The following is a 22,260-nucleotide window of genomic DNA, read 5'->3' as shown; positions in this document are numbered from 1 at the left end:
GTCAGCTGTCAGAGGTCGATCATCTGGCGAAGGACGGTGCGTACCTCCGCCACCTGCTCGGGGCGGAGTCGGTACACCGGTCCGTGCCCGGTCAGGCGGCTCGCCGACACGGTGCGCACCTGCTCGGTGATCGCCCACCCGGTGCGTCGCCCCGGCACCTCGATGGCCACCCGGTGCAGCCACCCGGGCCGTTCCCGGGTGGTCAGGGGCAGGACGCTGACCAGCGCGCCGCCGGTCAGATCGAGGTGGAAGCGGGACGACACGACCAGGGCGGGCCGCTGCCCGGCCTGCTCCCGACCCGCCACCGGGTCGAAGTCGAGCCACCACACCTCCCACGGCTTGAAGCGGCTCACGCCTGCTCGTCCCACGGGTCGCCGACGGGAGCGTCGGCGCCGTGCCACCCCTCGGACTCGACGAGGTATTCGGCCCAGCCGTCCGGGTCGACCGCGCGGTAGTGGTCCATCGCGGCGACCGCCTTGGTCCGCCAGTGCTCCTCCAGCAGCCGCTTGACGGCCTCGTCGGCGCTCACCCCGCCGAAGTCCTCGGCGGCGACCCGGAGCACCTGCTCGCGGGTCTCCGGACTGACCCGCATCATCGTCGTCATACGGCGAAGTATACGACCGCGTAAACACTTGCCGGTCCTTCCTACGCTGACGCCCGACCGCCCGGATCCCACCGTCGGCGGCGCACCCGAAGGGGACCCCCTGATGGCCGGTCGTGCCCTGCTCCGTACCCCTGTCCTCGCCCTGGTCCCCGTGCTGGCGGTCGCCGGCTGCGGGTCCTCGGGCACGAGCGCCACGGAGTCCACCGCCAGCACCGCCGTCACCGGCGCCCCGGGCGACGCGACGGCCGGCTCCGGCACGCTGACCCTCGACACGCCCGACCCGGTCGCGGCGACGACGGCCGCGAAGCCCGCCGGTGGCGGGTCGACCGGCACGGGTACGACCGGCGGTGGCTCGACGGGCGGCGGGAGCGGCAGCAGCGGTGGGAAGTCGGGCTCGACCACCGGCACCGGTCCCGTCATCACCTCGTTCCGGGTCGCGAAGCAGCCCTCCTGCCCGGCCGGCACCAGCGCCGCCCCGATCGCCGGGACGCCGGTCGTGGTCGAGTGGAGGACCGGCAACGTCGACTCCGTCGCCCTCTCCGTCGACGGCGCCGGCGTGTACGCCGACAACTACCCGCCCACCGGCAGCGAGACCCTGAACTTCCCCTGCTCGGGGGCGGACGGCGACACCCAGCGGCACACCTACCTGCTGACCGTCCGCAACGCCCACGGCAAGGCGACGAAGACCCTGGTGGTGAGCGCGACCGTGCACGACGTGCCCACGGTGTGAGCCGTGCCGCCGGTGCGGGAGAATGGGGTACGTGACGACGATCCCCAACGTGCTCGCCAACCGGTACGCCTCGCCCGAGCTGGTCGCTCTCTGGTCGCCGGAGGAGAAGGTACGCATGGAGCGCCGGCTCTGGCTGGCCGTACTCAAGGCCCAGCGGGACCTCGGCGTGAGCGTGCCGGACGGGGTGGTGGAGGCGTACGAGCGGGTCGTGGACGACGTCGACCTGGCCTCCATCGCGGCCCGGGAGCGGGTCACCCGGCACGACGTGAAGGCCCGGATCGAGGAGTTCAGCGCGCTCGCCGGGCACGAGCACGTGCACAAGGGGATGACCTCCCGCGACCTCACCGAGAACGTCGAGCAGCTCCAGATCCGCGCCTCGCTGGAGCTGATCCGGGACCGGCTGGTCGCCGCGCTGGTCCGGCTGGCCTGGCACGCCAACGAGTACTCCGGCGTGGTGATGACCGGCCGGTCGCACAACGTCGCCGCGCAGGCCACCACCCTGGGCAAGCGGTTCGCCTCCGCCGCCGAGGAGCTGTTGATCGCGTACGAGCGGCTGACGGACCTGATCGACCGGTATCCGCTGCGGGGCATCAAGGGGCCGGTGGGCACCGCGGCCGACCAGCTCGACCTCTTCGACGGGGACGCCGGGAAGGTGGCCGAGCTGGAGCGCCGGGTCGCCGGGCACCTCGGCTTCGCCCGGGTGCTGGACAGCGTCGGCCAGGTCTATCCGCGGTCGCTGGACTTCGACGTGCTCTCGGCGCTGGCCCAGGTGGCCGCCGCCCCGTCGTCGTTGGCCACCACGATCCGGCTGATGGTCGGTCAGGAGCTGGTCACCGAGGGCTTCAAGCCGGGCCAGGTGGGCTCCAGCGCGATGCCGCACAAGATGAACACCCGCTCGTCGGAGCGGGTCAACGGCTTCGCCGTGATCATCCGGGGTTACCTGTCGATGGTCGGCGAGCTGGCCGGTGACCAGTGGAACGAGGGGGACGTCTCCTGCTCGGTGGTCCGCCGGGTCGCCCTGCCGGACGCGTTCTTCGCCGCCGACGGGCTGTTCCAGACCTTCCTCACCGTGCTGGACGAGTTCGGCCCGTATCCGGCGGTGATCAACCGGGAGCTGGAGCGCTTCCTGCCGTTCCTGGCGACCACGAAGATCCTGGTCGCGGCGGTCCGCCGGGGCGTCGGCCGGGAGGTCGCGCACGAGGTGATCAAGGAGCACGCGGTCGCCGTCGCGCTCGCCATGCGGGAGCAGGGCGCCGGGGAGAACGACCTCTTCGACCGCCTCGCGGCGGACGGTCGCCTCGGCCTCTCCCGCGCCGAGATCGACGCCCTCGTCGCCGACCGCAACGCCTTCGTGGGCGCCGCCGCCACCCAGGTCGACCACGTCACCGCCCGCATCACCAAGATCGCCGAACGCCACCCCCACGCCGCCGCCTACACCCCACCCCCCATCCTCTGACCCCCCGCCCCCCGGGCCCCCCGCCGTAGCGGGTTGATCAAGAAGTTTGCGTCAGAAACGGAGATCAACCAGACGCAAACCTCTTGATCAACCGCGCAAGGGCGGGCGGGTGGGTGGGCCGGGTGGGTGGGTCAGTCGCGGGTGGGGGTTTCGGCGGCGGAGGAGAGGTTGGGGGCGCTGGCGGGTTCGGCGATACCGCCGGGTGCCCCGGTGATCTCCGGCTCGTGGGCGGTGTCGGCGGCGACCATGGGCTGGTCCGCGGGCATGACGTCCGGCATCTTGGGTACGACGATCACCGCCGTCCCGTACGCGCAGATCTCCATCCACATCTCGCCGCAGTCCCGGCTGTCGAAGCGCATCCCGATCACCGCGTTCGCGCCGAGCCGCTCCGCCTCCTCGCCCAGCCGGGCCACCGAGTCGGTACGCCACCGGGTCAGGTTGTCCGGCGCCATCGGGTCGTACGCGCCGCCGCGGAGGTTCTTGACGCCCTCGCGGTAGGGGTTCCGGGTCCTGGCCATCGAGGACACCACTTCGCCGAGGATCTGGCGGATCTCGTAGCCGGGCAGTTGATCCGTCGTCACGACCAGCACGGTTCCGATGCTGTCATCCGGCGGGCGGGCGGTTCGTGAGCGTTGTTCACCTGATCGGATGCTGCAAAACGGCGCGCCGGGGGCGGACCGGCCGCGTGCGGGCGGGACCGGCCGTTCCGGGTCGGACCGGGCCGGCCGGCGGGGAAGTGTCGGACATCGGCCACTCGGCACGGGCCGACCCAGCCTGCCCGGATACGCCCGGATGCCCCAGAAGGCCCCATCGCTCCGCAGGGGCCGGCGCAGTCGATCCGGTCACCCCTTCACCCTGGCCCAGGTTCCGACGGGTGCCCCCGTGCGGTCGGTCGGACATGGAGCGCCGCCGATGCCGCCGGGCCGCCGAAGGGCCCGCCACATGCGGTAGCGCGACGACGGCCGATGTAACGATTCGGCCTCCGTCGCAGGCGCGTACTTCCTGGTAACGGCACGTTCCGCGCACGTGGGGACACGGCTCGCAGCCACCCCCGGCCGGTTACGTCGATCACTGTCCGAACCGCGCCCGGCCGGTGCGTCCGGGGCGGTATCTGCCAGGTAGGCTGGCTGCGCTCGCCCGTTGTGGGTCGGCACCCAACTGCGTACACAGTCAGGAGTGCCCAGTGCCTCGCGTCGTCGTCGACGTCATGCTCAAGCCCGAGATCCTCGATCCTCAGGGCCAGGCCGTCGCAAACGCGCTGCCCCGGCTCGGCGTCAGCGACGTCGCCTCTGTCCGGATCGGCAGGCGGATCGAGATCGAGTTCACCGGTGAACCGGACCTGGACCGGGCCCGGGAGATCGCCGACAAGCTGCTCGCCAACCCGGTCATCGAGGACTTCACCGTCCGTCTGGTCGAGGCCGACGAGACCGTGGACGCGCACCCGTGACCGCCCGGGTCGGTGTGGTCACCTTCCCCGGCTCGCTCGACGACGGCGACGCGGCCCGGGCCGTCCGGATCGCCGGCGCCGAGCCGGTCCGGCTCTGGCACGGCGACCCGGAGCTGCACGGGGTGGACGCCGTCGTCCTCCCCGGTGGCTTCTCCTACGGTGACTACCTGCGCTGCGGCGCCATCGCCCGGTTCGCGCCGGTGATGGAGACGATCGTGGACGCGGCCCGGGGCGGCCTGCCGGTCCTCGGCATCTGCAACGGCTTCCAGATCCTCTGCGAGGCCCACCTGCTGCCCGGCGCGCTCACCCGCAACCAGCACCTGCACTTCCGCAACCGGGACCAGATCCTGCGCATCGAGTCCGCCGGCACCGCCTGGACCAACACGTTCCAGCCGGGCCAGGAGGTGCTCGTCCCGGTCAAGAACGGCGAGGGCTGCTATGTCGCCGACGCCGCGACGCTGGACCAGCTCGAGGCGGAGGGCCGCGTGGTCGCCCGCTACCTGGGCGGCAACCCCAACGGTTCGCAGCGCGACATCGCCGCGATCACCAACCAGGCCGGCAACGTGGTCGGCATCATGCCGCATCCCGAGCACGCGGTGGAGGCCCTCACCGGTCCCTCCCTCGACGGTCTCGGCTTCTTCACCTCGGTGCTGAAGCATCTGGTGGGGGCGCCGGCGTGAGCATCGGTCGGCGCACCCGCCGCGACGGCGGCGAGCGCAGCGAGGAGAGGTCATGACCACCCATCCGGACCCGGCCGTACGGGAGACGTCGGGCGCCTTCCCGGCCGCCCCGACGGAGCCGCGTGCGGCCTCCGTGGTGCCCCAGGCCGGCCCGGCCGACGCCGGCCGGCACGTCGAGCCCGCCCCTGCCGACGACTGGGCCCTCAGCCTGGACACCGTGCCCCGCGCGGCCGGCACGCCCGAGGAGCTCCAGCCGTACGCCGAGCTGGGCCTGCGCGACGACGAGTACGACCGGATCCGGCACATCCTGGGCCGGCGTCCCACCCAGGCCGAGCTGGCCATGTACTCGATCATGTGGAGCGAGCACTGCTCCTACAAGTCCAGCAAGGTGCATCTGCGCCAGTTCGGTGAGAAGGCGCCGCCGAGCGACCGGATGCTCGCCGGCATCGGCGAGAACGCCGGTGTGGTGCAGGTCTCCGACGAGCTGGCGGTGACCTTCAAGGTCGAGTCGCACAACCACCCGAGCTTCGTCGAGCCGTACCAGGGTGCGGCGACCGGCGTGGGCGGCATCGTCCGCGACATCCTCGCCATGGGCGCGCGTCCGGTCGCGGTGATGGACCCGCTGCGCTTCGGCGCGGCCGACCACCCGGACACCGCGCGGGTGCTGCCCGGCGTGGTTGCCGGCGTCGGCGGCTACGGCAACTGCCTGGGCCTGCCCAACATCGGCGGCGAGGTCGTCTTCGACCCCTGCTACCAGGGCAACCCCCTGGTCAACGCGCTCTGCCTCGGTGTGCTGCCGGTCAACCGGCTGCAGAAGAAGGAGGCCGCCGGCCCCGGCAACGTGGTCGTGCTGATGGGCGCCCGGACGGGCCGCGACGGCATCGGCGGCGTGTCGGTGCTGGCCAGCGCCACCTTCGACGAGGGCAGCGAGCAGCGCCGCCCGTCCGTCCAGGTCGGCGACCCGTTCATGGAGAAGCTCCTCATCGAGGCGTGCCTGGAGCTGTACGACGCCGAGCTGGTCGTCGGCATCCAGGACCTGGGCGGCGCGGGCCTGACCTGCGCGCTGACCGAGACCGCCGCCTCCGCCGGCACCGGCATGCGGGTCTGGCTGGAGCGGGTCCCGCTCCGCGAGGCCTCGATGACGCCGCACGAGATCCTGGCCAGCGAGTCCCAGGAGCGGATGCTGCTGGTCGTCGCCCCGGAGAAGCTGGAGGCGGTGCTCAAGACCGCCGAGAAGTGGGGCGTCTGGGCCACCGCCATCGGCGAGGTCACCGCGCCGTCGCCGGACGGCCAGCCCGGCCGGCTGCTGATCACCTGGCGCGACCAGCTGGTGGTGGACGTGCCGCCGGGTTCGCTGGTGGACGACGGCCCGGTCTACGCCCGCCCGATGCGGGAGCCGGCCGACCTCATCCTGCTCCAGGCCGACCGCGCGGAGACCCTGCCCCGGCCGAACGACCCGGACGCGCTCCGGGAGACCGTGCTGCGGATGATCGCGTCGCCGAACCTGGCCGACAAGACCTGGGTCACCGAGCAGTACGACCGCTACGTGCTGGGCAACACCGTGCTGGCGCAGCCGGAGGACTCCGGCGTGATCCGGATCGACGAGCGGACCGGCCTCGGCGTCGCCCTCTCGCTCGACGGCAACGGCCGGTACGCCCGCCTCGACCCGTACCACGGGACGAAGCTCGCGCTGGCCGAGGCGTACCGGAACGTGGCGGTGACCGGCGCGAAGCCGATCGCCGTGACGAACTGCCTCAACTTCGGCTCGCCGGAGGACCCGGGCGTGATGTGGCAGTTCGCCGAGGCCGTGCGCGGCCTGGCGGACGGCTGCCTGGAGCTGGGCATCCCGGTGACCGGCGGCAACGTCAGCTTCTACAACCAGACCGGGGCCGCGGCGATCCACCCGACCCCGGTGGTCGGTGTCCTCGGCGTGCTGGACAACGTCGCCGACCGGGTGCCGATGGGCTTCGTGCCCCGGCCGGGCGGCGACCACGACCAGCTCTTCCTGCTCGGCGAGACGCACGTGGAGCTCTCCGGCTCGGAGTGGGCGTGGGTCACCCACGAGCACCTGGGTGGCATCCCGCCGCAGGTCGACCTGGCCCGCGAGCGGCAGCTCGCCGAGTTGCTGGCCGAGGCGGCCCGGGTCGGGCACGTCAGCTCGGCGCACGACCTCTCCGACGGTGGTCTCGCGCAGAGCCTGGTGGAGTCCTGCCTGCGGCGTGACGTGGGCGCTCGGATCGCGCTGCCGGAGCACTTCACCGGCGGGTCGATGCCGTTCGTCTACCTGTTCAGCGAGTCCGCCGGGCGGGTCCTGGTGTCGGTGCCGCGCGGGCACGAGAAGGCCTTCACCGCCCTCTGCGGCGAGCGCGGGGTGCCGTGGGAGTTCATCGGGGTCACCGACCCGGCCGGCGGTGCCCTTGAGGTGCACGGCCAGTTCCGGATCGGCCTGGACGAGCTGCGCGCGGCGCACACCGCCACGTTGCCGCGCCTCTTCGGCAGCGAGGCGCCGGCCCAGGTGGCGGTGGAGGCGACCCGGACCGGGACGACCACCGTCCTGCCGGCCACCGCCGAGCAGCCGGTGGACGTACCGGTGGCCGAGTCGGCTCCCGACGCCGGGGCGAACGCTCCGGAGGTGGCCGCGGCCGGCGACGGCACGCGGGTGACCGACGAGGCCACCTCGGCCGAGCCGCTGGACCAGCACGCCACGGACTCCGGGGACGCCTCGGACCGCCGTGCCGCCCCGGATGCCCGTGGGGTCACGGAGGATCCGGCCGGTGACGCGGAGAGCGCGACGTCGGCCGGGGATGCCGGGGCGGGCCCGGAAGGGTCCGTGACGGATTCCGGTGACCCGGAACAGCCCCCTGCGACCGATCAGCGCTGAGGCGTTGGCCGCGGCCGTACACGCCCAACCCGGATCCGGGGCCCGGTTCGACTGGGGCCTGACCGGGGCGGCCGAACTCGGTCGGGTGTGTGCGGCCCTGGTGGTGGTGGACGTCCTCTCGTTCACCACCGCCGTGGAGGTCGCGGTCGGCCGCGGCATGCGGGTCCACCCGTTCCCGTGGGGTGAGCAGGCGGCCGACTACGCCCGCCGGGTCGGCGCGGTCGCCGCCGTCGGCCGCCGTCGGACCAGCCCGGACCATCCGTGGTCCCTCTCCCCGGCGGCGCTGCGCGTCGCGCCGGTCGTCACCGACCTGGTGCTGCCGTCCCCGAACGGCTCCGCGATCAGCGCCGCCGCCAGCGCCACCGGGCTTCCGGTGGTCGCGGCGTGCCTGCGCAACGCCCGCGCCGTCGGGCGTTGGCTCCAGGCCGAGGGGTACGGCTCGATCGACGCCCCGGTGGGGGTGATCGCCGCGGGGGAGCGCTGGCCGGACGGTTCGCTGCGCCCCTGCGTGGAGGACCAGCTCGGGGCGGCCAGCGTGCTCGATGCCCTCTCCGACGTGTCGGGCGGGTTGTCGGTGGAGGCGGCGATGGCGTTGGCCGCGCTGGCCAGCACGCCGGACGTGCCGGCGGCGGTACGCGGCTGCGTCTCGGGGCGGGAACTCATCGAGGGTGGCTTCGCGGCCGACGTGGCGGTCGCCGTCCAGCTCGACGTCTCCGACGTCGTACCGGTGCTCCGGCAGGGCGTCTTCACCGCCTGACGTCACCGACCCGGAGTTGCCCGCGATGTCGTCGACATGGTGCGGTCCCCGGCCCGTCGGGTTTGCCACGTCGCCGACCTTGCACGCTTCAGGGGTGTGGACGAACGTGGCCGCCCGGGTTGCCGGGCGGCCACGTCGATCGTCGGTGGGTCAGTCGTCCAGCCAGTCCAGCCGGCGGCCACCCCGGTCCTGCGGGGGAGTGTCCGGGCGGGCCCGCCCGGCCTGGGCCGGGTCGCCGTAGTAGCCGCCCTGCTCGTAGCCCTGGTTGTCGTAGCCGGGGGTGCGCGGCTGGGGCGGCTCCTGGCCGTAACCGCCCTGCTGGCCGTAGCCACCACCCTGCGGCGACTGGCCGTAGCCCTCGCCCTGCTGCTGGCCGTAGCCGCCGCGCTGGTCGTAGCCGTCGTAGCCCTGCTGCTGACCGCCGTCGTAGCCGCCGCCAGCAGGTGCGTTGTCGTAGCCACGGCCGGTCGGGGCGTTGTCGTACCCGCCGCCGGCCGGGGCGGCGCCGTAGCCGCCGCCCGCGCCGTAGCCGTTGCCCGGCTCGGGGGTGCGGCCGTACTGGCCCGGGTCGGGCTGGCCGTAGCCCCGGCCCTGGTCCGCCTGCGGCTGGTAGGTGCTGGTCGGGTACGGGTCGGCCGGCGGGGCGTACGAGGTGTTGTCGCCGGTGTAGCGGCCGGTCGGCTCGTCGTACCGCTCGCCGCCGTAGCCACCGCCCTGGGCCGGCGGGTAGCCCGCAGCCCCGGCCGCACCCGTCGCGCCGGCACCGTAGTCGCGGCTGCCGTAGCCGCCGCCGGAGGCGGGAGCGTCGCCGTACCCGCCACCCGAGGCGGGGGCGTTGCCGTAGCCGTTGCCGCCGCCGTAGCCGCCCTGGCCGGGGGCCTCGTCGCCGTAACCGCTGCCGGCCCAGCCCGGCTGTCCACCCGAGCCGTACGCGGGCGGCGGGGCACCATACGGGTCCGGCGGGACGTCGTCGACCACCGGACGGTGCATCATCGTCGGGGCGTCGCTGAGCGAGGGACCGCCGACCATGGTCGGGGCCGGTCCGGCGCCCATCCCGCCGTTGACCACCCGGGTCTGGTCGTCCGCGCCCCGGTAGGCGCCCCGGGCGTTCGGGACCACGCTCGCGCCGGCCGCGGCGGCCGGGACAGCCGCGTCGTCACCGTCGTCGCCCTCGTTCTTGCGGCGCACGTAGAGCAGCACGATGGTCCCGACACCGACGGCCACGAAGAGGCCGCCGAGCAGGATCAGCAGCCACGAGCCGAAGCCGCCCGAGTCGTCGTTGGCGGCGGCAGCGACCTGTCCGGGGCTCGCCTCGGCGGAGGACTCGTCGGGCGTGGCGTCGTCCGACGCCTCGTCCGACGGGGCCGCCTCGGCGCTGGCCGACGGGCTGGCGCTCGGGGTGGCCTCGGTCTTGATCGGCAGGCTGAGCCGCTGGCCGGTCACGCTCTGGCCGGCGTTCGCGTTGATCGCCTTGGTCGCCTTGATGTCGTTCAGGACGGCACCGAGGTCGATCCGGCCGGGCGCGATCGGGTTCGACTCGGAACCGGTGAACCGGTAGTTGCCCTTGTCGTCGCTGATCGTGGTGTAGCGGTGCTGCTGCGAGTCGAGCAGCATCACCGTGGCGTTCGCGACGGCGTCGCCGGTGGACGCGTTGGTGACCTTGCCGGAGACCAGCTTGACCGTCTGCACCTGCTGCTGCGTCGGGCTCGGCGCGGCGGCCTTCGCCTTGACGGTCAGCGAGAAGCTCGGCGAGGCCGGGTTGGACTTGTCCGGCTTGACCTGCACGGTCACGCTCGTGTTGGCGTCCGGCGCGTTGTCGTTCGCGCGCACCGTCAGCAACTGGGTCTTGGGAGTGCCGGGCGGGCCGGTGAACTGGAAGTTGCCGCAGCCGCCGGTGCAGCTGACGCCGGACGGGAGGCCGGTCAGGCTGATGTCGCCGCCCTTGTCCTCCGTACCCGGCGTGATGACCACGCTGACGGTGGTGTCGCTGCCCGCGTTCACGGTCACCGACTGCGGCTGCACGACGGCCTCGGCCGCGAGGGCCGGTGTGGCGGGGACGGTGAGCAGGGCGCCGGCAACCAGCGCTACGACCACACCGGCCCGCTGCTTCCAGGCACGTCGGTGTGTTGACACGTCCACCGCCTTCCGGTCTGACCTCCCTGGCCGGCGGATGCCGGGCCCGGGATCATCACGGTACGAATACGCCGTCGGCAACTATGCCTTGTCTGACCGGATCGGCGCGACCCAGGGCCAGCGTCGGAAGCGCTGCACTCGGGTCGTATCGTCCCGTCGTGTCCTCTCCGCACATTAAGTCCGCCGCGGTCGCGGCAGCGTTGTCGGCGCTGGATGAGGGGCGTACGCCCGAACGGCCGGTGTTCCGGGAGGCGGTCCGTACCCTCTTGACCGTCCTTGCGGAGCGCGCCCCCGGCCGATCGGTGGAGGTGCGTGTCCCACCTTACGGTGCCGTGCAGTGCGTAGCCGGCCCGCGACACACCCGTGGCACCCCGCCGAACGTGGTCGAGACGGACCCGGCGACGTGGTTGGCGCTGGCCACCGGCCGCCTGGAATGGGCGACGGCGGTCACCGAGGGTCGCGTACGGGTGAGTGGGAACCGCGCCGACCTCTCCGGGTACCTCCCCCTCGACCTGCGTTGACGTCACGCCGGTCGTCACCGGGCGGAGCCCGGTCGTGACTATGTGTATCGACTTCGATTCGCGTACACTGTCAGGCGACGACGGTCCCGGCCGACCGCGCGGAGCTCTCCCCCGACTCCGCCCAGGCCAGTCCAGACCAGCATGAGGGAGCGGCAGGTGCCCCGAGGCGATGGCCGGCTGAGCCACGACCTTGACCCCCAACGACCCGGCCCCCAGGACGCGTGTGGCGTCTTCGGCGTCTGGGCGCCGGGGGAAGAGGTCGCCAACCTCACCTATTTCGGGCTCTACGCCCTCCAGCACCGCGGTCAGGAGGCCGCCGGCATCGCGGTCAGCGACGGCTCCGGCGTGGTGGTCTACAAGGATCTCGGCCTGGTCGCCCAGGTCTTCGACGAGCCGACCCTGGCCAGCCTGCGCGGGCACCTGGCCATCGGGCACGCCCGCTATTCCACGACCGGCGGGTCGACCTGGGAGAACGCCCAGCCCACCATTCGGTCCACCACCTCCGGCACGACCATCGCGCTGGCCCACAACGGCAACCTGGTCAACACCGCGGAGCTCCAGCGGGAGGTGGCCGAGCGCGGGCTCGACTCCGACGGCTCGACCAACGACACCTCGCTGGTCACGATGCTGCTGGCCAGCCGGCCGGATCTCTCCGTCGAGGCCGCCGCGCTGGAGGTGCTGCCGCAGCTGCGGGGCGCGTTCAGCTTCGTCTTCATGGACGAGTCGACGCTCTACGCGGCCCGTGACCCGCACGGCGTACGCCCGCTGGTGCTGGGCCGGCTGGAGCGCGGCTGGGTGGTGGCCAGTGAGACCGCCGCGCTGGACATCGTCGGCGCCAGCGTGGTCCGTGAGGTCGAGCCGGGCGAGCTGATCGCGATCGACGAGGACGGCCTGCGGTCCACCCGGTTCGCCGCGCCGGAGCCGAAGGGCTGCCTCTTCGAGTACGTCTACATCGCCCGCCCGGACGCCACCATCGCCGGGCGGAACGTGCACGCCGCGCGGGTGCAGATCGGCCGCCAGCTCGCCAAGGAGCACCCGGTCGAGGCCGACCTGGTGATCCCGGTGCCGGAGTCCGGCACCCCGGCGGCGATCGGCTACGCGGAGGCCTCCGGCATCACCTACGGCGCCGGCCTGATGAAGAACCCGTACGTGGGGCGCACCTTCATCCAGCCGTCGCAGACGCTGCGCCAGCTCGGCATCCGGCTCAAGCTCAACCCGCTGCGGCAGAACGTGCGGGGCAAGCGGCTGGTCGTGGTCGACGACTCGATCGTGCGCGGCAACACCCAGCGGGCCATCGTGCGGATGCTGCGCGAGGCCGGGGCGCTGGAGGTGCACGTGCGGATCTCCTCGCCGCCGGTCAGCTGGCCGTGCTTCTACGGCATCGACTTCGCCACCCGGGCCGAGCTGCTGGCCAACGGGTTGGACAACGACGGCATCCGGCGCTCGATCGGCGCCGACACGCTGGGCTACGTATCGCTCCCCGGTCTCATCGCCGCGACCGAGCAGCCGAAGACCCGGCTGTGCCGGGCGTGTTTCGATGGGGAGTACCCGATCGAGCTCCCGGCCGGGAACCTGATCGGCAAGCACGTCCTCGAAGGAGTGGGACGTCGGGTCGCCTCGGCGGCCGACCCCACGGGGCACACCGCCCCTCCGCTCGTCGCCACTCCGGGCGGCGCGACCAACCGCCCGTAGCACCACCCGACGCGGGGCCACACCGTCGGTGCGGCTCCGCGAGAACCACAAAGGGGAGAACCGTGACGCACGTGTCCGAGCGCAGCGGAGCAGGAAGCAGCCCGACGGGCGCCGGCGGCGACCGCCAGCCCTGGACGGCCGGCACCGGCCGCACGACGCGCAAACGCTCGGTCTCGTACGCGGACGCCGGAGTGTCGATCGAGGCGGGCGACCGCGCGGTCGAGCTGCTGAAGTCCAAGGTCAAGTCGACCCGGCGCCCGGAGGTCATGGGTGACCTGGGTGGCTTCGCCGGCCTGTTCCGGCTGGACACCAAGAAATACAAGAACCCGATCCTGGCGTCCTCCACCGACGGCGTCGGCACCAAGCTGGTCATCGCCCAGCAGCTCGACATCCACGACACCATCGGCATCGACCTGGTCGCCATGGTCGTCGACGACCTGGTGGCCTGCGGCGCCGAGCCGCTCTTCCTGCTCGACTACATCGCCACCGGCGAGGTCGTGCCGGACAAGGTCGCCGAGATCGGTGCGGGCATCGCCGACGGCTGCCGGTACGCGGGCTGCGCGCTGCTCGGCGGGGAGACCGCCGAGCACCCGGGCGTGCTGCGTCCCGACGAGTACGACGTCTCCGCCACCGGCGTCGGCGTGGTGGAGGAGAGCGAGATCCTCAGCCCGGAGCGGGTCGAGGTCGGTGACGTGGTCATCGCGATGCGCTCGTCGGGGCTGCACTCCAACGGCTACTCGCTGGTGCGGCACGTGCTGCTCGGCGCGGGCCGGATGCGGCTGGACGTGGTGATCGAGGACTTCGGCCGGCAGCGCACCCTCGGCGAGGAGCTGCTCACCCCGACCAAGATCTATGCTCAGGACTGCCTCAAGCTGATCGCCGAGGCCGAGGTCCGCTCGATCGCCCACGTCACCGGCGGCGGCATCCCGGGCAACCTGGTCCGGGTGCTGCCGGAGCACGTCGACGCGGTGGTCAACCGCTCGACCTGGAAGCCGCAGCCGATCTTCGACCTGATCCAGTCCAAGGGCCGGATCGAGGACCCGGAGATGGAGCAGACGTTCAACATGGGCGTCGGCATGTTCGCCATCGTCTCCGCCGAGGACGCCGACCGCGCGCTGGCCACCCTCACCGGGCGGGGCGTGGAGGCCTGGCAGGCCGGCGAGATCATCGAGGGTTCGGGCAACGTGCAGATGATCGGGCAGCACACCCGGGGTTGATCACGCTGGGCTGATCATCCGGGCACCTGATCGGGGGTTCACCCGAGTGGCCACCGACGCCTAGCCTGAAGGTCCCTTCAGGCCAGGCGGAGGATTGTTGATGGCTGCTCGTACGCACACCGGCATGCGCGGCGTCGCCGCCGTGCCGTCGTACGTGGTGATGCAGCCCACGACTCTCTGCAACCTGGACTGCGCCTACTGCTACCTGCCGCTGCGCGCGGCCGACCGGCGGATGCCCGTGTCGGTCGCCGCAGCGGTGGCCGCCTCGGTGAACCCGTGGGCGGCCACCGGCCGCTTCTCCGTCGTCTGGCACGGCGGGGAGCCGCTCGCGGCCGGGCGGGAGCACCTGGCGGCGCTGATCGCCCCGTTCGGGCCGGCGGTCGAGCACCACGTGCAGACCAACGCCACCCTGATCGACGACGAGTGGTGCGCCTTCTTCGTCGAGCACGGCATCCGGGTGAGTGTGAGCGTGGACGGGCCGCGGGAGCGCAACTCCGAGCGGGTGACCCGGGGCGGACGGCCGGCGTACGACCGGATCCTGGCCGGGATCGCGGCGCTGCGCCGGCACGGGCTGCCCTTCTCGGCCCTCGCGGTGGTCTCCCGGCCCGGCCCCGGCCTCGCCGCCGAGCTGTACGACTACTTCCTCGACCTCGGCTGTGACGTGCTGGGCGTCAACATCGAGGAGACCGAGGGCGTCAACCTGCGCGGCAACGCCCACGAGGTGGGCGCGGTGACGGCGTTCTGGGCCGAGCTGGTGGCCGCGTGGCGGCGGGAACCCCGGATCCACCTGCGTGAGGTGGAGTGGTCGCTGCGCTATGCGGGCGCGGTGCTGACGGGCGCGGCGGACGGGCTGCTGCCGCGGCAGCTCGACCCGATCCCGACGATCGGCCACGACGGGTCGGTGGTCGTGCTCTCACCCGAGCTGGCCGGCTTCACCGACCCCCGGTACGGCGACTTCACCAGCGGCAACGTGCTGACCACCCCGTTGGCCGAGATCCTGGCCGGCGTGGAGCGGACGGCCTGGGTGGGGGAGTTCCTCACCGGGGTGGAGGCGTGCCGGTCGTCCTGTCCCTACTTCGGCTTCTGCGGTGGTGGCCACGCCGCCAACCGCTACTTCGAGCAGGGGCGTTTCGACGGTACGGAGACCGAACACTGCCGCAACAGCAAGATCCGCCTACTGGAGGGAGTGTTGGAGCATGCCCGAGACCACGAGTCACCGGCAGCCTGAGCGCGTCGGGGAAGCCGTCGGAGATCCGGTCGCGGACCGGGTACGCGAAGCCGCGGTGGGGTTGACCGCACTGCTCCACGAGGCCGAGGCCGCGCGTCTGCTGCGGGCGGAGGTGTCGGGCGGCGACGGGGCCAGCGCGGTCTGCGCCTGGAACCACTTCGAAAACATCCCGACGTTCTACAACTGGAACAACCGGCCCCGCTGAGGGGACGCCTCGGCGATCAGGGACCCGCCGGTCCGGCCGGAGCGTGCTCCGGGGCGGCGAGGTCCCTGATCGTCGGCGTCGTGCTGCTCCAGACGGGCACATGCGTGAGCACGCGGGGAGTCACCGCGTGCTCAGCTGTGTCCGGAGGTCAGCGGGTCGGGCGGACCCAGGTGTCCGGGTCGTCGTCCGCGTGATCCTCATCATCGTCGTCGACATACTCTTTGTAGTCGTCGTCGAAGTGCTGTTCAGACTTCCCACCAGCACCCGCCAGTTCGCGCTGCAAGGCGGTGAGGTCGGTGTTCGGGGAGTGGTACTTCAACTCCCGGGCCACCTTCGTCTGCTTGGCCTTAGCACGGCCGCGCCCCATGGCTCGACCCCCTCGCACAGAATGCGGGGCAGCCCGAAGGCGGGCCCCGATGACGTCAGGCATCTCTCGTGGCTCTTACGGTACATGGGGATGCCACCGTTCGGCACCTCGGGTTACCGTCAGCCGGACCTGCGCGTCGCAGTCATCCGGCCGTCACAAATTGTACCCGGTAAGGAGCGAACGCCGGGGCCGGCCGTGACAGCGGGCAAACGGTACGAAGCTTCCCAAATTCAGCTTAGCGCCGGACGCCTCCGGAGGGTGCTCCGGGGGCGGGGCCGGACCCCGCCCCCGGAGGCGGACGCTCAGCGCAGGTGGATCGTCCGGAGCCGGCCGACCTCGGCCATCCGCCGCTCGGCGAGCCGGTCCGCGGCCACCGCCGGCGGCACGCCCTCGTCGTCGGCGAGGTGCAGGATCTCCCGGGTGGTGTCGAAGATCCGGGTGGCCCGCAGCTTGGCCCGGTCGAAGTTGAAGCCCTCGATCTCGTCGGCGACCTGGATCACGCCGCCCGCGTTGACCACGTAGTCGGGGGTGTAGAGGATCCCCCGGTCGGCGAGGATCTTCTCGATCCCGGCGTGGGCGAGCTGGTTGTTCGCCGCGCCGGTGACCACCTTGGCGCGCAGCACCGGCACCGTGTCGTCGTTCAGCGCGCCGCCGAGCGCGCACGGGGCGTACACGTCGATGTCGGAGGCGACCAGCGCGGCGGCGTCGTCGACCAGCTCGACCTGCGGGTGGGTCGTGCGCACCCACTCCAGCGCCTTCGGGTTGACGTCGGTGGCGACCACCTCGGCGCCGTCCTCCAGCAGGTGGCCGGTGAGGTACTTGCCGACCTTGCCCAGCCCGGCCACGCCGACCCGGCGGCCGGTCAGCGACGGGGTGCCCCAGACGTGCTCGGCCGCGGCCCGCATGCCCTGGAAGACGCCCCAGGCGGTCAGGATCGACGAGTCGCCGGCGCCGCCGTGCTCCACGCTGCGACCGGTGACGTAGCTGGTCTCCCGGGCGATCACGTCCATGTCGGCGACGTAGGTGCCGACGTCGCAGGCGGTGTAGTAGCGGCCGTTCAGCGACTCCACGAAGCGGCCGTAGGCGCGCAGCAGCGCCTCGCTCTTGATCTGCTCCGGGTCGCCCCAGATGACCGCCTTGCCGCCGCCCAGGTCCAGACCGGCGAGGGCGTTCTTGTACGCCATGCCACGGGACAGGTCGAGCACGTCGGCGAGGGCGTCGGCCTCGCTCGCGTACGGGTAGAACCGGGTTCCACCGAGCGCGGGGCCCAGCGCGGTGGAGTAGATCCCGATGATCGCCTTGAGGCCGGACTGCTTGTCCTGGCAGAAGACGACCTGTTCGTGGCCGGTGGATCCCGGGTCTTCGGTGCTGGCGAATACGCCCATGGCTGACTCCTGTGACGGTGTGCGCCCTTGTGGGGTGCGGACCTGGTGGCACGCCGGCGGGATGCTGCCGGTGCTGCTGAGCCTAATATCGGCCGAGGCCGCACTGTCGCCGACGTCACGTCCGCCGCCGACGTCGAGGGGGTGCGGAGTCCGTCTCGTGGGAGGATCGCGCCGTGCCCTCGCTCTTCGCTTCCTATCTGCGCGTGTACGAGCCGCTGACCGCCTTCGACCGGGACCGGCAGTCGTACTGGCGCCGGTACGTCAACGAGGGCCGGGCGGTGGCGCCGCTGGAGGGGCCGGTCCGGCAGCGCACGGCGGTCATCGAGGCGCTGGGCGCGGGCTGGACCCGGCTGCCCGACCTGCCGGACGAGGCGTACGTCCTGGAGACCGACGACTCCCTGCTGGTGTGCCCGTGGAACCTGCGGATCCGGGTGGCCGAGGCGGCGCTGAGCGCCCGGGACGGGGTGCCGTCGGTGCTGGCCGACGCGTTCGTCCCGCCGATCCTGGCCGGACAGGCCAAGGCCGTGGTGGAGGACTGGCGCAGCGGGGCCCGGGTGCTGGAGCACGGGGTGCCCCGGGTGCACGAGCAGACCGCCACCTGGGGGGTGCCGCTGCGCTGGTTCGTGCTCTTCGACCCCGAGGAGCGGCACCTGGTCACCGAGCCGGGCCGGCGGGCGATGCGCTACCGGACGGAGATCTCCAAGGCGCGCCGCCGGTCGTCGCGGGCGCTGTCGGTGCTGCGCAAGTCGGTCGGCGAGGCGCCGATCACGGAGGCGGTCGAGGAGGCCGCCCGGTGGCTGGAGGAGTTCCACCCGCGCTCGGTGGTGGAGCTGGACTACGGCGGCCTGGTGCAGCTCCTCTCCGACGACACCCTGGCGGACGACGACTCGACCGATCTGGTGGCGAACGGCCTGGCCGGGCTCTCCCGGGGTGAGGCGGAGGAGGCCTCCGCCGCCTACGACAAGCTGGTCGCCCGGTGGCGGGCCGTTCAGCTGCTCGAACGGTGCAACTAGCAGCAAACCTCGCAGGGAGCGCTCCCATTCGGAGGGCGGCTCGTAGTTTACGCATCACGAACCGTGATCATGAGTCCGAATAAGGTACTTTCTGCTGCATAAAAGTCGTAAAAATCGGGCATGGTTCATCCGTCCGTCTAGGGACCTTCAGCCGTTCGGCCCATGTCGGACATCGGGGACTAGCCGGACCATGGGAGACGCGTCGGCCGGCGGGACCCCGGCCGATGTCTATACATGTGGAGGAGTGACCCGATGGCATCGCGAACGCACGAACCAGAGCCGCTACTCACGCCGGCCGAGGTGGCGTCGATGTTCCGTGTCGACCCGAAGACGGTGACCCGGTGGGCCAAGGCTGGCAAGCTCAGCGCCATCCGGACCCTCGGCGGACACCGCCGGTACCGCGAGTCGGAGGTCAGGGCCCTGTTGCAGGGTCAGATCCCGCAGCAGCGTCAAGGGGACTGACCCCCAGACCGCAGAGGCTTTCCGATCAGGGGCGGCCGGACGTACGCGACAGCGACGATCCGCCGCCCCTGACTCGTATCCGGGGTCAGGCGTCCAGCGTGATGCGCAGCCCCACCGTGCCGCGCTCGCCCCGGCGCAGCCGGCTGCCGAGCAGGCTGAGCCGGCCGATCAGCCGGTACTTCTGCTTCAACAGGTCGCGTACCCGGCGGGTGCCGGCGACGTCGCAGATCGTCGCGTGGCCCGGCACCGCTTCGCCGTGCGGATTGCCCCGCACGTCGCAGGGCGCCACCGTCACCCGACCGTCCCGCCGGATCCGCTTCACCTTGCCAGCGTCCGACACCGTCCACACCGCGAGGGCGTCGCCGTCGCGCACCGCCCACACCGGGGTCGGCACCGCCCGGCCGTCCTTGCGGAACGTCGTCAGCAGGATGTACTTCTCCGCCGCCAGGCGGTCCAGGTCGGTCACGTCGCCCAGGATACGGCCGCGACAACCGGACGACCTGCGGATAGCGTGATCGCCGTGAGCGCGAGGAGTGAGCCGGGTCTGCGAGCCCCGCAGTCGTGAACAGAGACAGCCCTGTGGTGGGGGAACCGGTGATCGGTGACGTGTTCGGCGAGCTGATCCGCGACGCGTACGCCGTGGCGACCGGGATCGGGCCACGGCCCATGGTCGGCGGACGACTGCCCCGGCCGGTCATCGAGGTCATCGAACGCGACGACGGGCTGATCAACGGCGCGCCCGCCGCGCACTACCTGGACCCGCCGCAGGCGTGGCAGCCGTACGACCATCGGGCGGTGGACCGGGTCCGCGGCCGCACCCTCGACATCGGGGTGGGCGGCGGCCGGATCGCCCTGCACCTGCAGGAGCGCGGCGTGCCGGTCACCGGGCTGGACACGTCCCTCGGCGCGCTGCGGGTCAGCCGGCACCGGGGCGTCCGCGAGCTCGTGCACGGCACGATCGACGAGCACGTCGCCGACGGCCGGCGCTACGACACCTTCCTGCTGCTCGGCAACAACCTCGGGCTGATCGAGGGGCGGGACCGGGCCCCCGGCTTCCTCGCCGCACTCGCCGCGCTGGCCCGTCCCGGCGCGCAGGTCATCGCGCACGGCACCGACCCGTACGGCACCACCGACCCGCTGCACACCGGCTACCACGAGCTGAACCGGCGGCGCGGCCGGCTCGGCGGGCAGCTGCGGCTGCGGCTGCGCTACCGGCAGCTCGGCACCGAGTGGTTCGACTATCTGGTCTGCTCGGTCGACGAGCTGACCGGGCTGCTGCACGGCTCCCCGTGGCGGCTGACCGACGTGGACACCCTCGACGCCCCGTACTACCTCGCCACGCTCACCCTCGCGGGCTGAGCGTGGAGAGGGTCCCCTGCCGGGACAGGGGACCCTCTCCGCTCAGACCTGGATGGTGGGGGTGTGCTGCTCCGGGGGGAGGCCGCCGTCGCCGTCGACCACCTCGTCCGGGGTGCCGTCCTCGTCGATGTCCACCATGGTGATGTCCACCTTGCCGTCACCGTCGGTGTCGAACTGGAACAGGTCCGCCTTGCCGTCGCCGTCGGTGTCGACCACCCACACGTCGGTCTTCCCGTCGTTGTTGGTGTCCGCGCGCAGCAGGTCCACCCGCTCGTCCCCGCGGGTCTCCACGGTCTCCGTGCTCTCGGCGCTCTCCGGTGCCTGGCTCATGTCGGTCCTTCCCTTGACGTTGACGGCCGTCTGTACCCGATCCGGTCGGCCCCCACGCATGCCGGGCCGATCGCTGCCGCCTAGGGTCGCACCCATGAACGAGCGGAGCGTACGAGCCGGCGCGGCGGAGACCCCGCGCGTCGCCGCGCGCGGCGAGGGGACGTCATGAGTGGTCGATTCGTTGTCGTCGGGGCCGGCACCATGGGCCTCGGCATCGCCTACGTGGCAGCCGGTGCGGGCTACGCGGTCGAGTTGGTCGAGGTGGACCCGGCGCGCGGCGCCGCCGCCCTGGACCGGCTCGGCGAGCTGTGGGAGCGCGGGGTCCAGCGCGGCAAGCTGACCGCCGACGCGGCGACGGCCAACCGGCAGCGGGTCACCCTCCGGGCCGGGCTCGCCGAGGTGGCCGAGGGACCGGACGTGATCGTGGAGGCGGTGCCGGAGCGGCTCGACCTCAAGCGGGCGGTGCTGCGGGAGGCCGCCGCCCGACGGCCCGCCCTGCTCGGCAGCAACACCTCCAGCATCCCGATCGCCGACCTCGCCGACGGGCTGGACCGGCCCGCGGACTTCGTCGGGCTGCACTTCTTCAACCCGGTCTGGGCGATGGCCCTGCTGGAGATCGTGGTCGGCCCGGCCACCGCGCCGGAGACCACCGAGGCGGCCGTCGCGCTCGCCGGCCGGCTCGGCAAGGACCCCGTCGTCGTACGCGACATGCCGGGCTTCGCCACCTCCCGGCTCGGGGTCACCCTCGGGCTGGAGGCGATCCGGATGGTCGCCGACGGGGTGGCGAGTGCGGCGGACATCGACAAGGCGATGGTGCTCGGCTACCGGCACCCGGTCGGCCCGCTGGAACTGACCGACCTGGTCGGGTTGGACGTCCGCCTCGACATCGCCCGCACCCTCCAGGCCGCGTACGGGGACCGCTTCGCGCCGCCGCCGCTGCTGGTCGAGATGGTGGCGGCCGGGAAGCTCGGCAAGAAGTCCGGCCAGGGCTTCCACACCTGGAAGGACGGGCGGAAGCAATGAGCGGGCTGAAGATCGAGGAGCTGCCGGACCGGGTCGTCGTCACGCTGGACCGGCCGGAGAAGCGCAACGCCATCGACGCCGACCTGATCGCCGAGCTGCACGCGGTCTGCGCCGAGCTGGAGGCCCGTCCCCGGCTGCTGCTGCTCACCGGCGGCACCGAGGGGATCTTCGCCGGTGGCGCCGACATCGCCCAGCTCCGCGAACGCGGCCGGCTGGACGCCCTGGCCGCGATCAACCAGGCCGCCTTCGCCCGGATCCGGGCGCTGCCCATGCCGACCGTCGCGGCCGTGGACGGGCCGGCGCTGGGCGGCGGCGCCGAGCTGGCGTACGCCTGCGACCTGCGGGTGTGCACGGCCCGGGCGGTCTTCGGCCAGCCGGAGGTGCGGTTGGGCATCCTGGCCGGCGCGGGCGCGACCCACCGGCTGCCGGCGCTGATCGGCGAGGCCCGGGCCAAGGAACTGCTCTTCACCGGCCGCCGGGTGGACGCCGACGAGGCGCTGTGGATCGGCCTGGTCAACCGGGTGGTCGCCGAGCCGGCGGAGCTGCTGCCCACCGCGCACGGGCTGCTCGACGAGATGGCGAAGGGCTCGGCCCTGGCGCTGCGGCTCACCAAGCTGGCCGTGGACGCGCCGCCCACCGCGCACCCGCACCTCGACCTGCTCAGCCAGGCGGTGCTCTTCGAGGACGACGAGAAGCACCGGCGGATGACCGAGTTCCTGGAGCGCCGCCGCTCCCGCTGAACCCCGGACAGCACGAAGGCCGCACCGGTC

The 22,260-nt window shown here is 72.6% G+C and carries 24 protein-coding genes; 16 read left to right on the top strand and 8 right to left on the bottom strand.

Annotation, left to right across the window (positions count from 1 at the left end):
• Positions 1 to 8 precede the first annotated feature (8 nt).
• The gene (locus ABUL08_RS22890) at positions 9 to 353 is read right to left on the bottom strand and encodes a type II toxin-antitoxin system PemK/MazF family toxin (protein ID WP_350932021.1); all 345 of its coding nucleotides are present in this window, start codon (positions 351 to 353) and stop codon (positions 9 to 11) included.
• Complete coding sequence (locus tag ABUL08_RS22885) at positions 350 to 604, bottom strand: hypothetical protein (protein ID WP_350932020.1); 255 nt, start codon at positions 602 to 604, stop codon at positions 350 to 352. The genes ABUL08_RS22890 and ABUL08_RS22885 overlap by 4 nt, the downstream gene beginning before the upstream one ends.
• Positions 605 to 707: 103 nt before the next feature.
• On the opposite strand from ABUL08_RS22885, the gene ABUL08_RS22880 reads away from it, so the two are divergent.
• Together ABUL08_RS22880 and purB are read left to right on the top strand one after the other, a co-directional pair.
• Positions 708 to 1,334: a hypothetical protein gene (locus tag ABUL08_RS22880; RefSeq protein WP_350932019.1), complete on the top strand. Its 627-nt coding sequence runs from the start codon at positions 708 to 710 to the stop codon at positions 1,332 to 1,334.
• A gap of 31 nt (positions 1,335 to 1,365) precedes the next feature.
• Positions 1,366 to 2,790: an adenylosuccinate lyase gene (purB, locus tag ABUL08_RS22875; RefSeq protein ID WP_350932018.1), complete on the top strand. Its 1,425-nt coding sequence runs from the start codon at positions 1,366 to 1,368 to the stop codon at positions 2,788 to 2,790.
• 131 nt (positions 2,791 to 2,921) lie between these two features.
• Here the strand turns inward: purB and ABUL08_RS22870 are convergent, their stop codons facing one another.
• A complete protein-coding gene (locus tag ABUL08_RS22870) occupies positions 2,922 to 3,380 on the bottom strand; it encodes a YbjQ family protein (RefSeq protein ID WP_350932017.1) in 459 nt (152 codons plus the stop codon).
• A gap of 593 nt (positions 3,381 to 3,973) precedes the next feature.
• Here ABUL08_RS22870 and purS point away from each other — a divergent pair.
• From purS to ABUL08_RS22850, 4 genes are read left to right on the top strand one after another with little or no spacing between them, the layout of a single operon-like run.
• On the top strand, positions 3,974 to 4,237 hold the full coding sequence (gene purS, locus ABUL08_RS22865; RefSeq protein ID WP_350932016.1) for a phosphoribosylformylglycinamidine synthase subunit PurS: 264 nt from the start codon (positions 3,974 to 3,976) through the stop codon (positions 4,235 to 4,237).
• Entirely contained in the window at positions 4,234 to 4,917 is a 684-nt protein-coding gene (gene purQ / locus ABUL08_RS22860) for a phosphoribosylformylglycinamidine synthase subunit PurQ (RefSeq protein WP_350932014.1), read from the top strand. Before purS ends, purQ begins: the two co-directional genes overlap by 4 nt.
• Positions 4,918 to 4,969: 52 nt before the next feature.
• Positions 4,970 to 7,798 (top strand): phosphoribosylformylglycinamidine synthase subunit PurL, encoded by a 2,829-nt coding sequence (purL, locus tag ABUL08_RS22855; protein WP_350932013.1) that lies wholly within the window; start codon positions 4,970 to 4,972, stop codon positions 7,796 to 7,798.
• A gap of 4 nt (positions 7,799 to 7,802) precedes the next feature.
• Positions 7,803 to 8,555, top strand: coding sequence for a 2-phosphosulfolactate phosphatase (locus ABUL08_RS22850; RefSeq protein WP_350938784.1), 753 nt, complete (start codon positions 7,803 to 7,805; stop codon positions 8,553 to 8,555).
• Between the two features lie 150 nt (positions 8,556 to 8,705).
• On the opposite strand, the gene ABUL08_RS22845 is transcribed toward ABUL08_RS22850, so the two are convergent.
• Positions 8,706 to 10,688 carry a carboxypeptidase regulatory-like domain-containing protein gene (locus tag ABUL08_RS22845; RefSeq protein WP_350932012.1) on the bottom strand — a complete coding sequence of 661 codons (1,983 nt, stop codon included), beginning with the start codon at positions 10,686 to 10,688 and terminating at the stop codon, positions 8,706 to 8,708.
• A 158-nt stretch (positions 10,689 to 10,846) separates the two neighbouring features.
• Between ABUL08_RS22845 and ABUL08_RS22840 the strand changes: the two genes are divergently transcribed.
• From ABUL08_RS22840 to amcA, 5 genes are all read left to right on the top strand, one after another.
• A complete protein-coding gene (locus tag ABUL08_RS22840; RefSeq protein WP_350932011.1) occupies positions 10,847 to 11,209 on the top strand; it encodes a sterol carrier family protein in 363 nt (120 codons plus the stop codon).
• Positions 11,210 to 11,365: 156 nt separating this feature from the next.
• Positions 11,366 to 12,901, top strand: a complete 1,536-nt coding sequence (gene purF / locus ABUL08_RS22835) for an amidophosphoribosyltransferase (protein WP_350932010.1) — start codon at positions 11,366 to 11,368, stop codon at positions 12,899 to 12,901.
• 62 nt (positions 12,902 to 12,963) lie between these two features.
• Positions 12,964 to 14,118: a phosphoribosylformylglycinamidine cyclo-ligase gene (purM, locus tag ABUL08_RS22830; RefSeq protein WP_350932009.1), complete on the top strand. Its 1,155-nt coding sequence runs from the start codon at positions 12,964 to 12,966 to the stop codon at positions 14,116 to 14,118.
• A gap of 124 nt (positions 14,119 to 14,242) precedes the next feature.
• A complete protein-coding gene (amcB, locus tag ABUL08_RS22825) occupies positions 14,243 to 15,346 on the top strand; it encodes a cyclophane-forming radical SAM peptide maturase AmcB (RefSeq protein ID WP_350938782.1) in 1,104 nt (367 codons plus the stop codon).
• Entirely contained in the window at positions 15,315 to 15,551 is a 237-nt protein-coding gene (gene amcA / locus ABUL08_RS22820; protein ID WP_350932008.1) for a multiple cyclophane-containing RiPP AmcA, read from the top strand. The genes amcB and amcA overlap by 32 nt, the downstream gene beginning before the upstream one ends.
• Before the next feature lie 148 nt (positions 15,552 to 15,699).
• On the opposite strand, the gene ABUL08_RS22815 is transcribed toward amcA, so the two are convergent.
• Together ABUL08_RS22815 and ABUL08_RS22810 are read right to left on the bottom strand one after the other, a co-directional pair.
• Entirely contained in the window at positions 15,700 to 15,918 is a 219-nt protein-coding gene (locus tag ABUL08_RS22815; protein ID WP_091315761.1) for a DUF3073 domain-containing protein, read from the bottom strand.
• Positions 15,919 to 16,220: 302 nt separating this feature from the next.
• Complete coding sequence (locus tag ABUL08_RS22810; protein ID WP_350932007.1) at positions 16,221 to 17,303, bottom strand: Glu/Leu/Phe/Val family dehydrogenase; 1,083 nt, start codon at positions 17,301 to 17,303, stop codon at positions 16,221 to 16,223.
• A 173-nt stretch (positions 17,304 to 17,476) separates the two neighbouring features.
• Between ABUL08_RS22810 and ABUL08_RS22805 the strand changes: the two genes are divergently transcribed.
• On the top strand, positions 17,477 to 18,316 hold the full coding sequence (locus tag ABUL08_RS22805) for a hypothetical protein (RefSeq protein ID WP_350932006.1): 840 nt from the start codon (positions 17,477 to 17,479) through the stop codon (positions 18,314 to 18,316).
• A 252-nt stretch (positions 18,317 to 18,568) separates the two neighbouring features.
• Positions 18,569 to 18,778 carry a BldC family transcriptional regulator gene (locus ABUL08_RS22800; protein ID WP_007073996.1) on the top strand — a complete coding sequence of 70 codons (210 nt, stop codon included), beginning with the start codon at positions 18,569 to 18,571 and terminating at the stop codon, positions 18,776 to 18,778.
• Positions 18,779 to 18,863: 85 nt separating this feature from the next.
• Here ABUL08_RS22800 and ABUL08_RS22795 read toward each other — a convergent pair whose 3' ends face one another.
• Positions 18,864 to 19,244, bottom strand: a complete 381-nt coding sequence (locus tag ABUL08_RS22795) for a PPOX class F420-dependent oxidoreductase (protein ID WP_350932005.1) — start codon at positions 19,242 to 19,244, stop codon at positions 18,864 to 18,866.
• A 113-nt stretch (positions 19,245 to 19,357) separates the two neighbouring features.
• On the opposite strand from ABUL08_RS22795, the gene ABUL08_RS22790 reads away from it, so the two are divergent.
• On the top strand, positions 19,358 to 20,137 hold the full coding sequence (locus tag ABUL08_RS22790; protein WP_350932004.1) for a class I SAM-dependent methyltransferase: 780 nt from the start codon (positions 19,358 to 19,360) through the stop codon (positions 20,135 to 20,137).
• Positions 20,138 to 20,179: 42 nt separating this feature from the next.
• Here ABUL08_RS22790 and ABUL08_RS22785 read toward each other — a convergent pair whose 3' ends face one another.
• Positions 20,180 to 20,467: a hypothetical protein gene (locus ABUL08_RS22785; RefSeq protein WP_242795792.1), complete on the bottom strand. Its 288-nt coding sequence runs from the start codon at positions 20,465 to 20,467 to the stop codon at positions 20,180 to 20,182.
• 165 nt (positions 20,468 to 20,632) lie between these two features.
• On the opposite strand from ABUL08_RS22785, the gene ABUL08_RS22780 reads away from it, so the two are divergent.
• Positions 20,633 to 21,490, top strand: coding sequence for a 3-hydroxyacyl-CoA dehydrogenase family protein (locus tag ABUL08_RS22780; RefSeq protein WP_350932003.1), 858 nt, complete (start codon positions 20,633 to 20,635; stop codon positions 21,488 to 21,490).
• Positions 21,487 to 22,230, top strand: coding sequence for an enoyl-CoA hydratase/isomerase family protein (locus tag ABUL08_RS22775; protein WP_350932002.1), 744 nt, complete (start codon positions 21,487 to 21,489; stop codon positions 22,228 to 22,230). Before ABUL08_RS22780 ends, ABUL08_RS22775 begins: the two co-directional genes overlap by 4 nt.
• Positions 22,231 to 22,260 lie beyond the last annotated feature (30 nt).

The organism is Micromonospora sp. CCTCC AA 2012012 (assembly GCF_040499845.1).
GTDB lineage: Bacteria > Actinomycetota > Actinomycetes > Mycobacteriales > Micromonosporaceae > Micromonospora > Micromonospora mangrovi.
Note: the sequence above shows the minus strand (reverse complement) of the source record. Positions and strands in the feature narration are given on the sequence as shown.

Bases quoted from the DNA above. Each gene is read 5' to 3' on its own strand.
- ABUL08_RS22885 (WP_350932020.1), bottom strand. From the start codon at position 604: ATGACGACGATGATGCGGGTCAGTCCGGAGACCCGCGAGCAGGTGCTC.
- ABUL08_RS22880 (WP_350932019.1), top strand. From the start codon at position 708: ATGGCCGGTCGTGCCCTGCTCCGTACCCCTGTCCTCGCCCTGGTCCCC.
- purL (WP_350932013.1), top strand. From the start codon at position 4,970: ATGACCACCCATCCGGACCCGGCCGTACGGGAGACGTCGGGCGCCTTC.
- amcB (WP_350938782.1), top strand. From the start codon at position 14,243: ATGCGCGGCGTCGCCGCCGTGCCGTCGTACGTGGTGATGCAGCCCACG.
- amcA (WP_350932008.1), top strand. From the start codon at position 15,315: ATGCCCGAGACCACGAGTCACCGGCAGCCTGAGCGCGTCGGGGAAGCC.
- ABUL08_RS22815 (WP_091315761.1), bottom strand. From the start codon at position 15,918: ATGGGGCGCGGCCGTGCTAAGGCCAAGCAGACGAAGGTGGCCCGGGAG.
- ABUL08_RS22810 (WP_350932007.1), bottom strand. From the start codon at position 17,303: ATGGGCGTATTCGCCAGCACCGAAGACCCGGGATCCACCGGCCACGAA.
- ABUL08_RS22800 (WP_007073996.1), top strand. From the start codon at position 18,569: ATGGCATCGCGAACGCACGAACCAGAGCCGCTACTCACGCCGGCCGAG.
- ABUL08_RS22785 (WP_242795792.1), bottom strand. From the start codon at position 20,467: ATGAGCCAGGCACCGGAGAGCGCCGAGAGCACGGAGACCGTGGAGACC.
- ABUL08_RS22780 (WP_350932003.1), top strand. From the start codon at position 20,633: ATGAGTGGTCGATTCGTTGTCGTCGGGGCCGGCACCATGGGCCTCGGC.
- ABUL08_RS22775 (WP_350932002.1), top strand. From the start codon at position 21,487: ATGAGCGGGCTGAAGATCGAGGAGCTGCCGGACCGGGTCGTCGTCACG.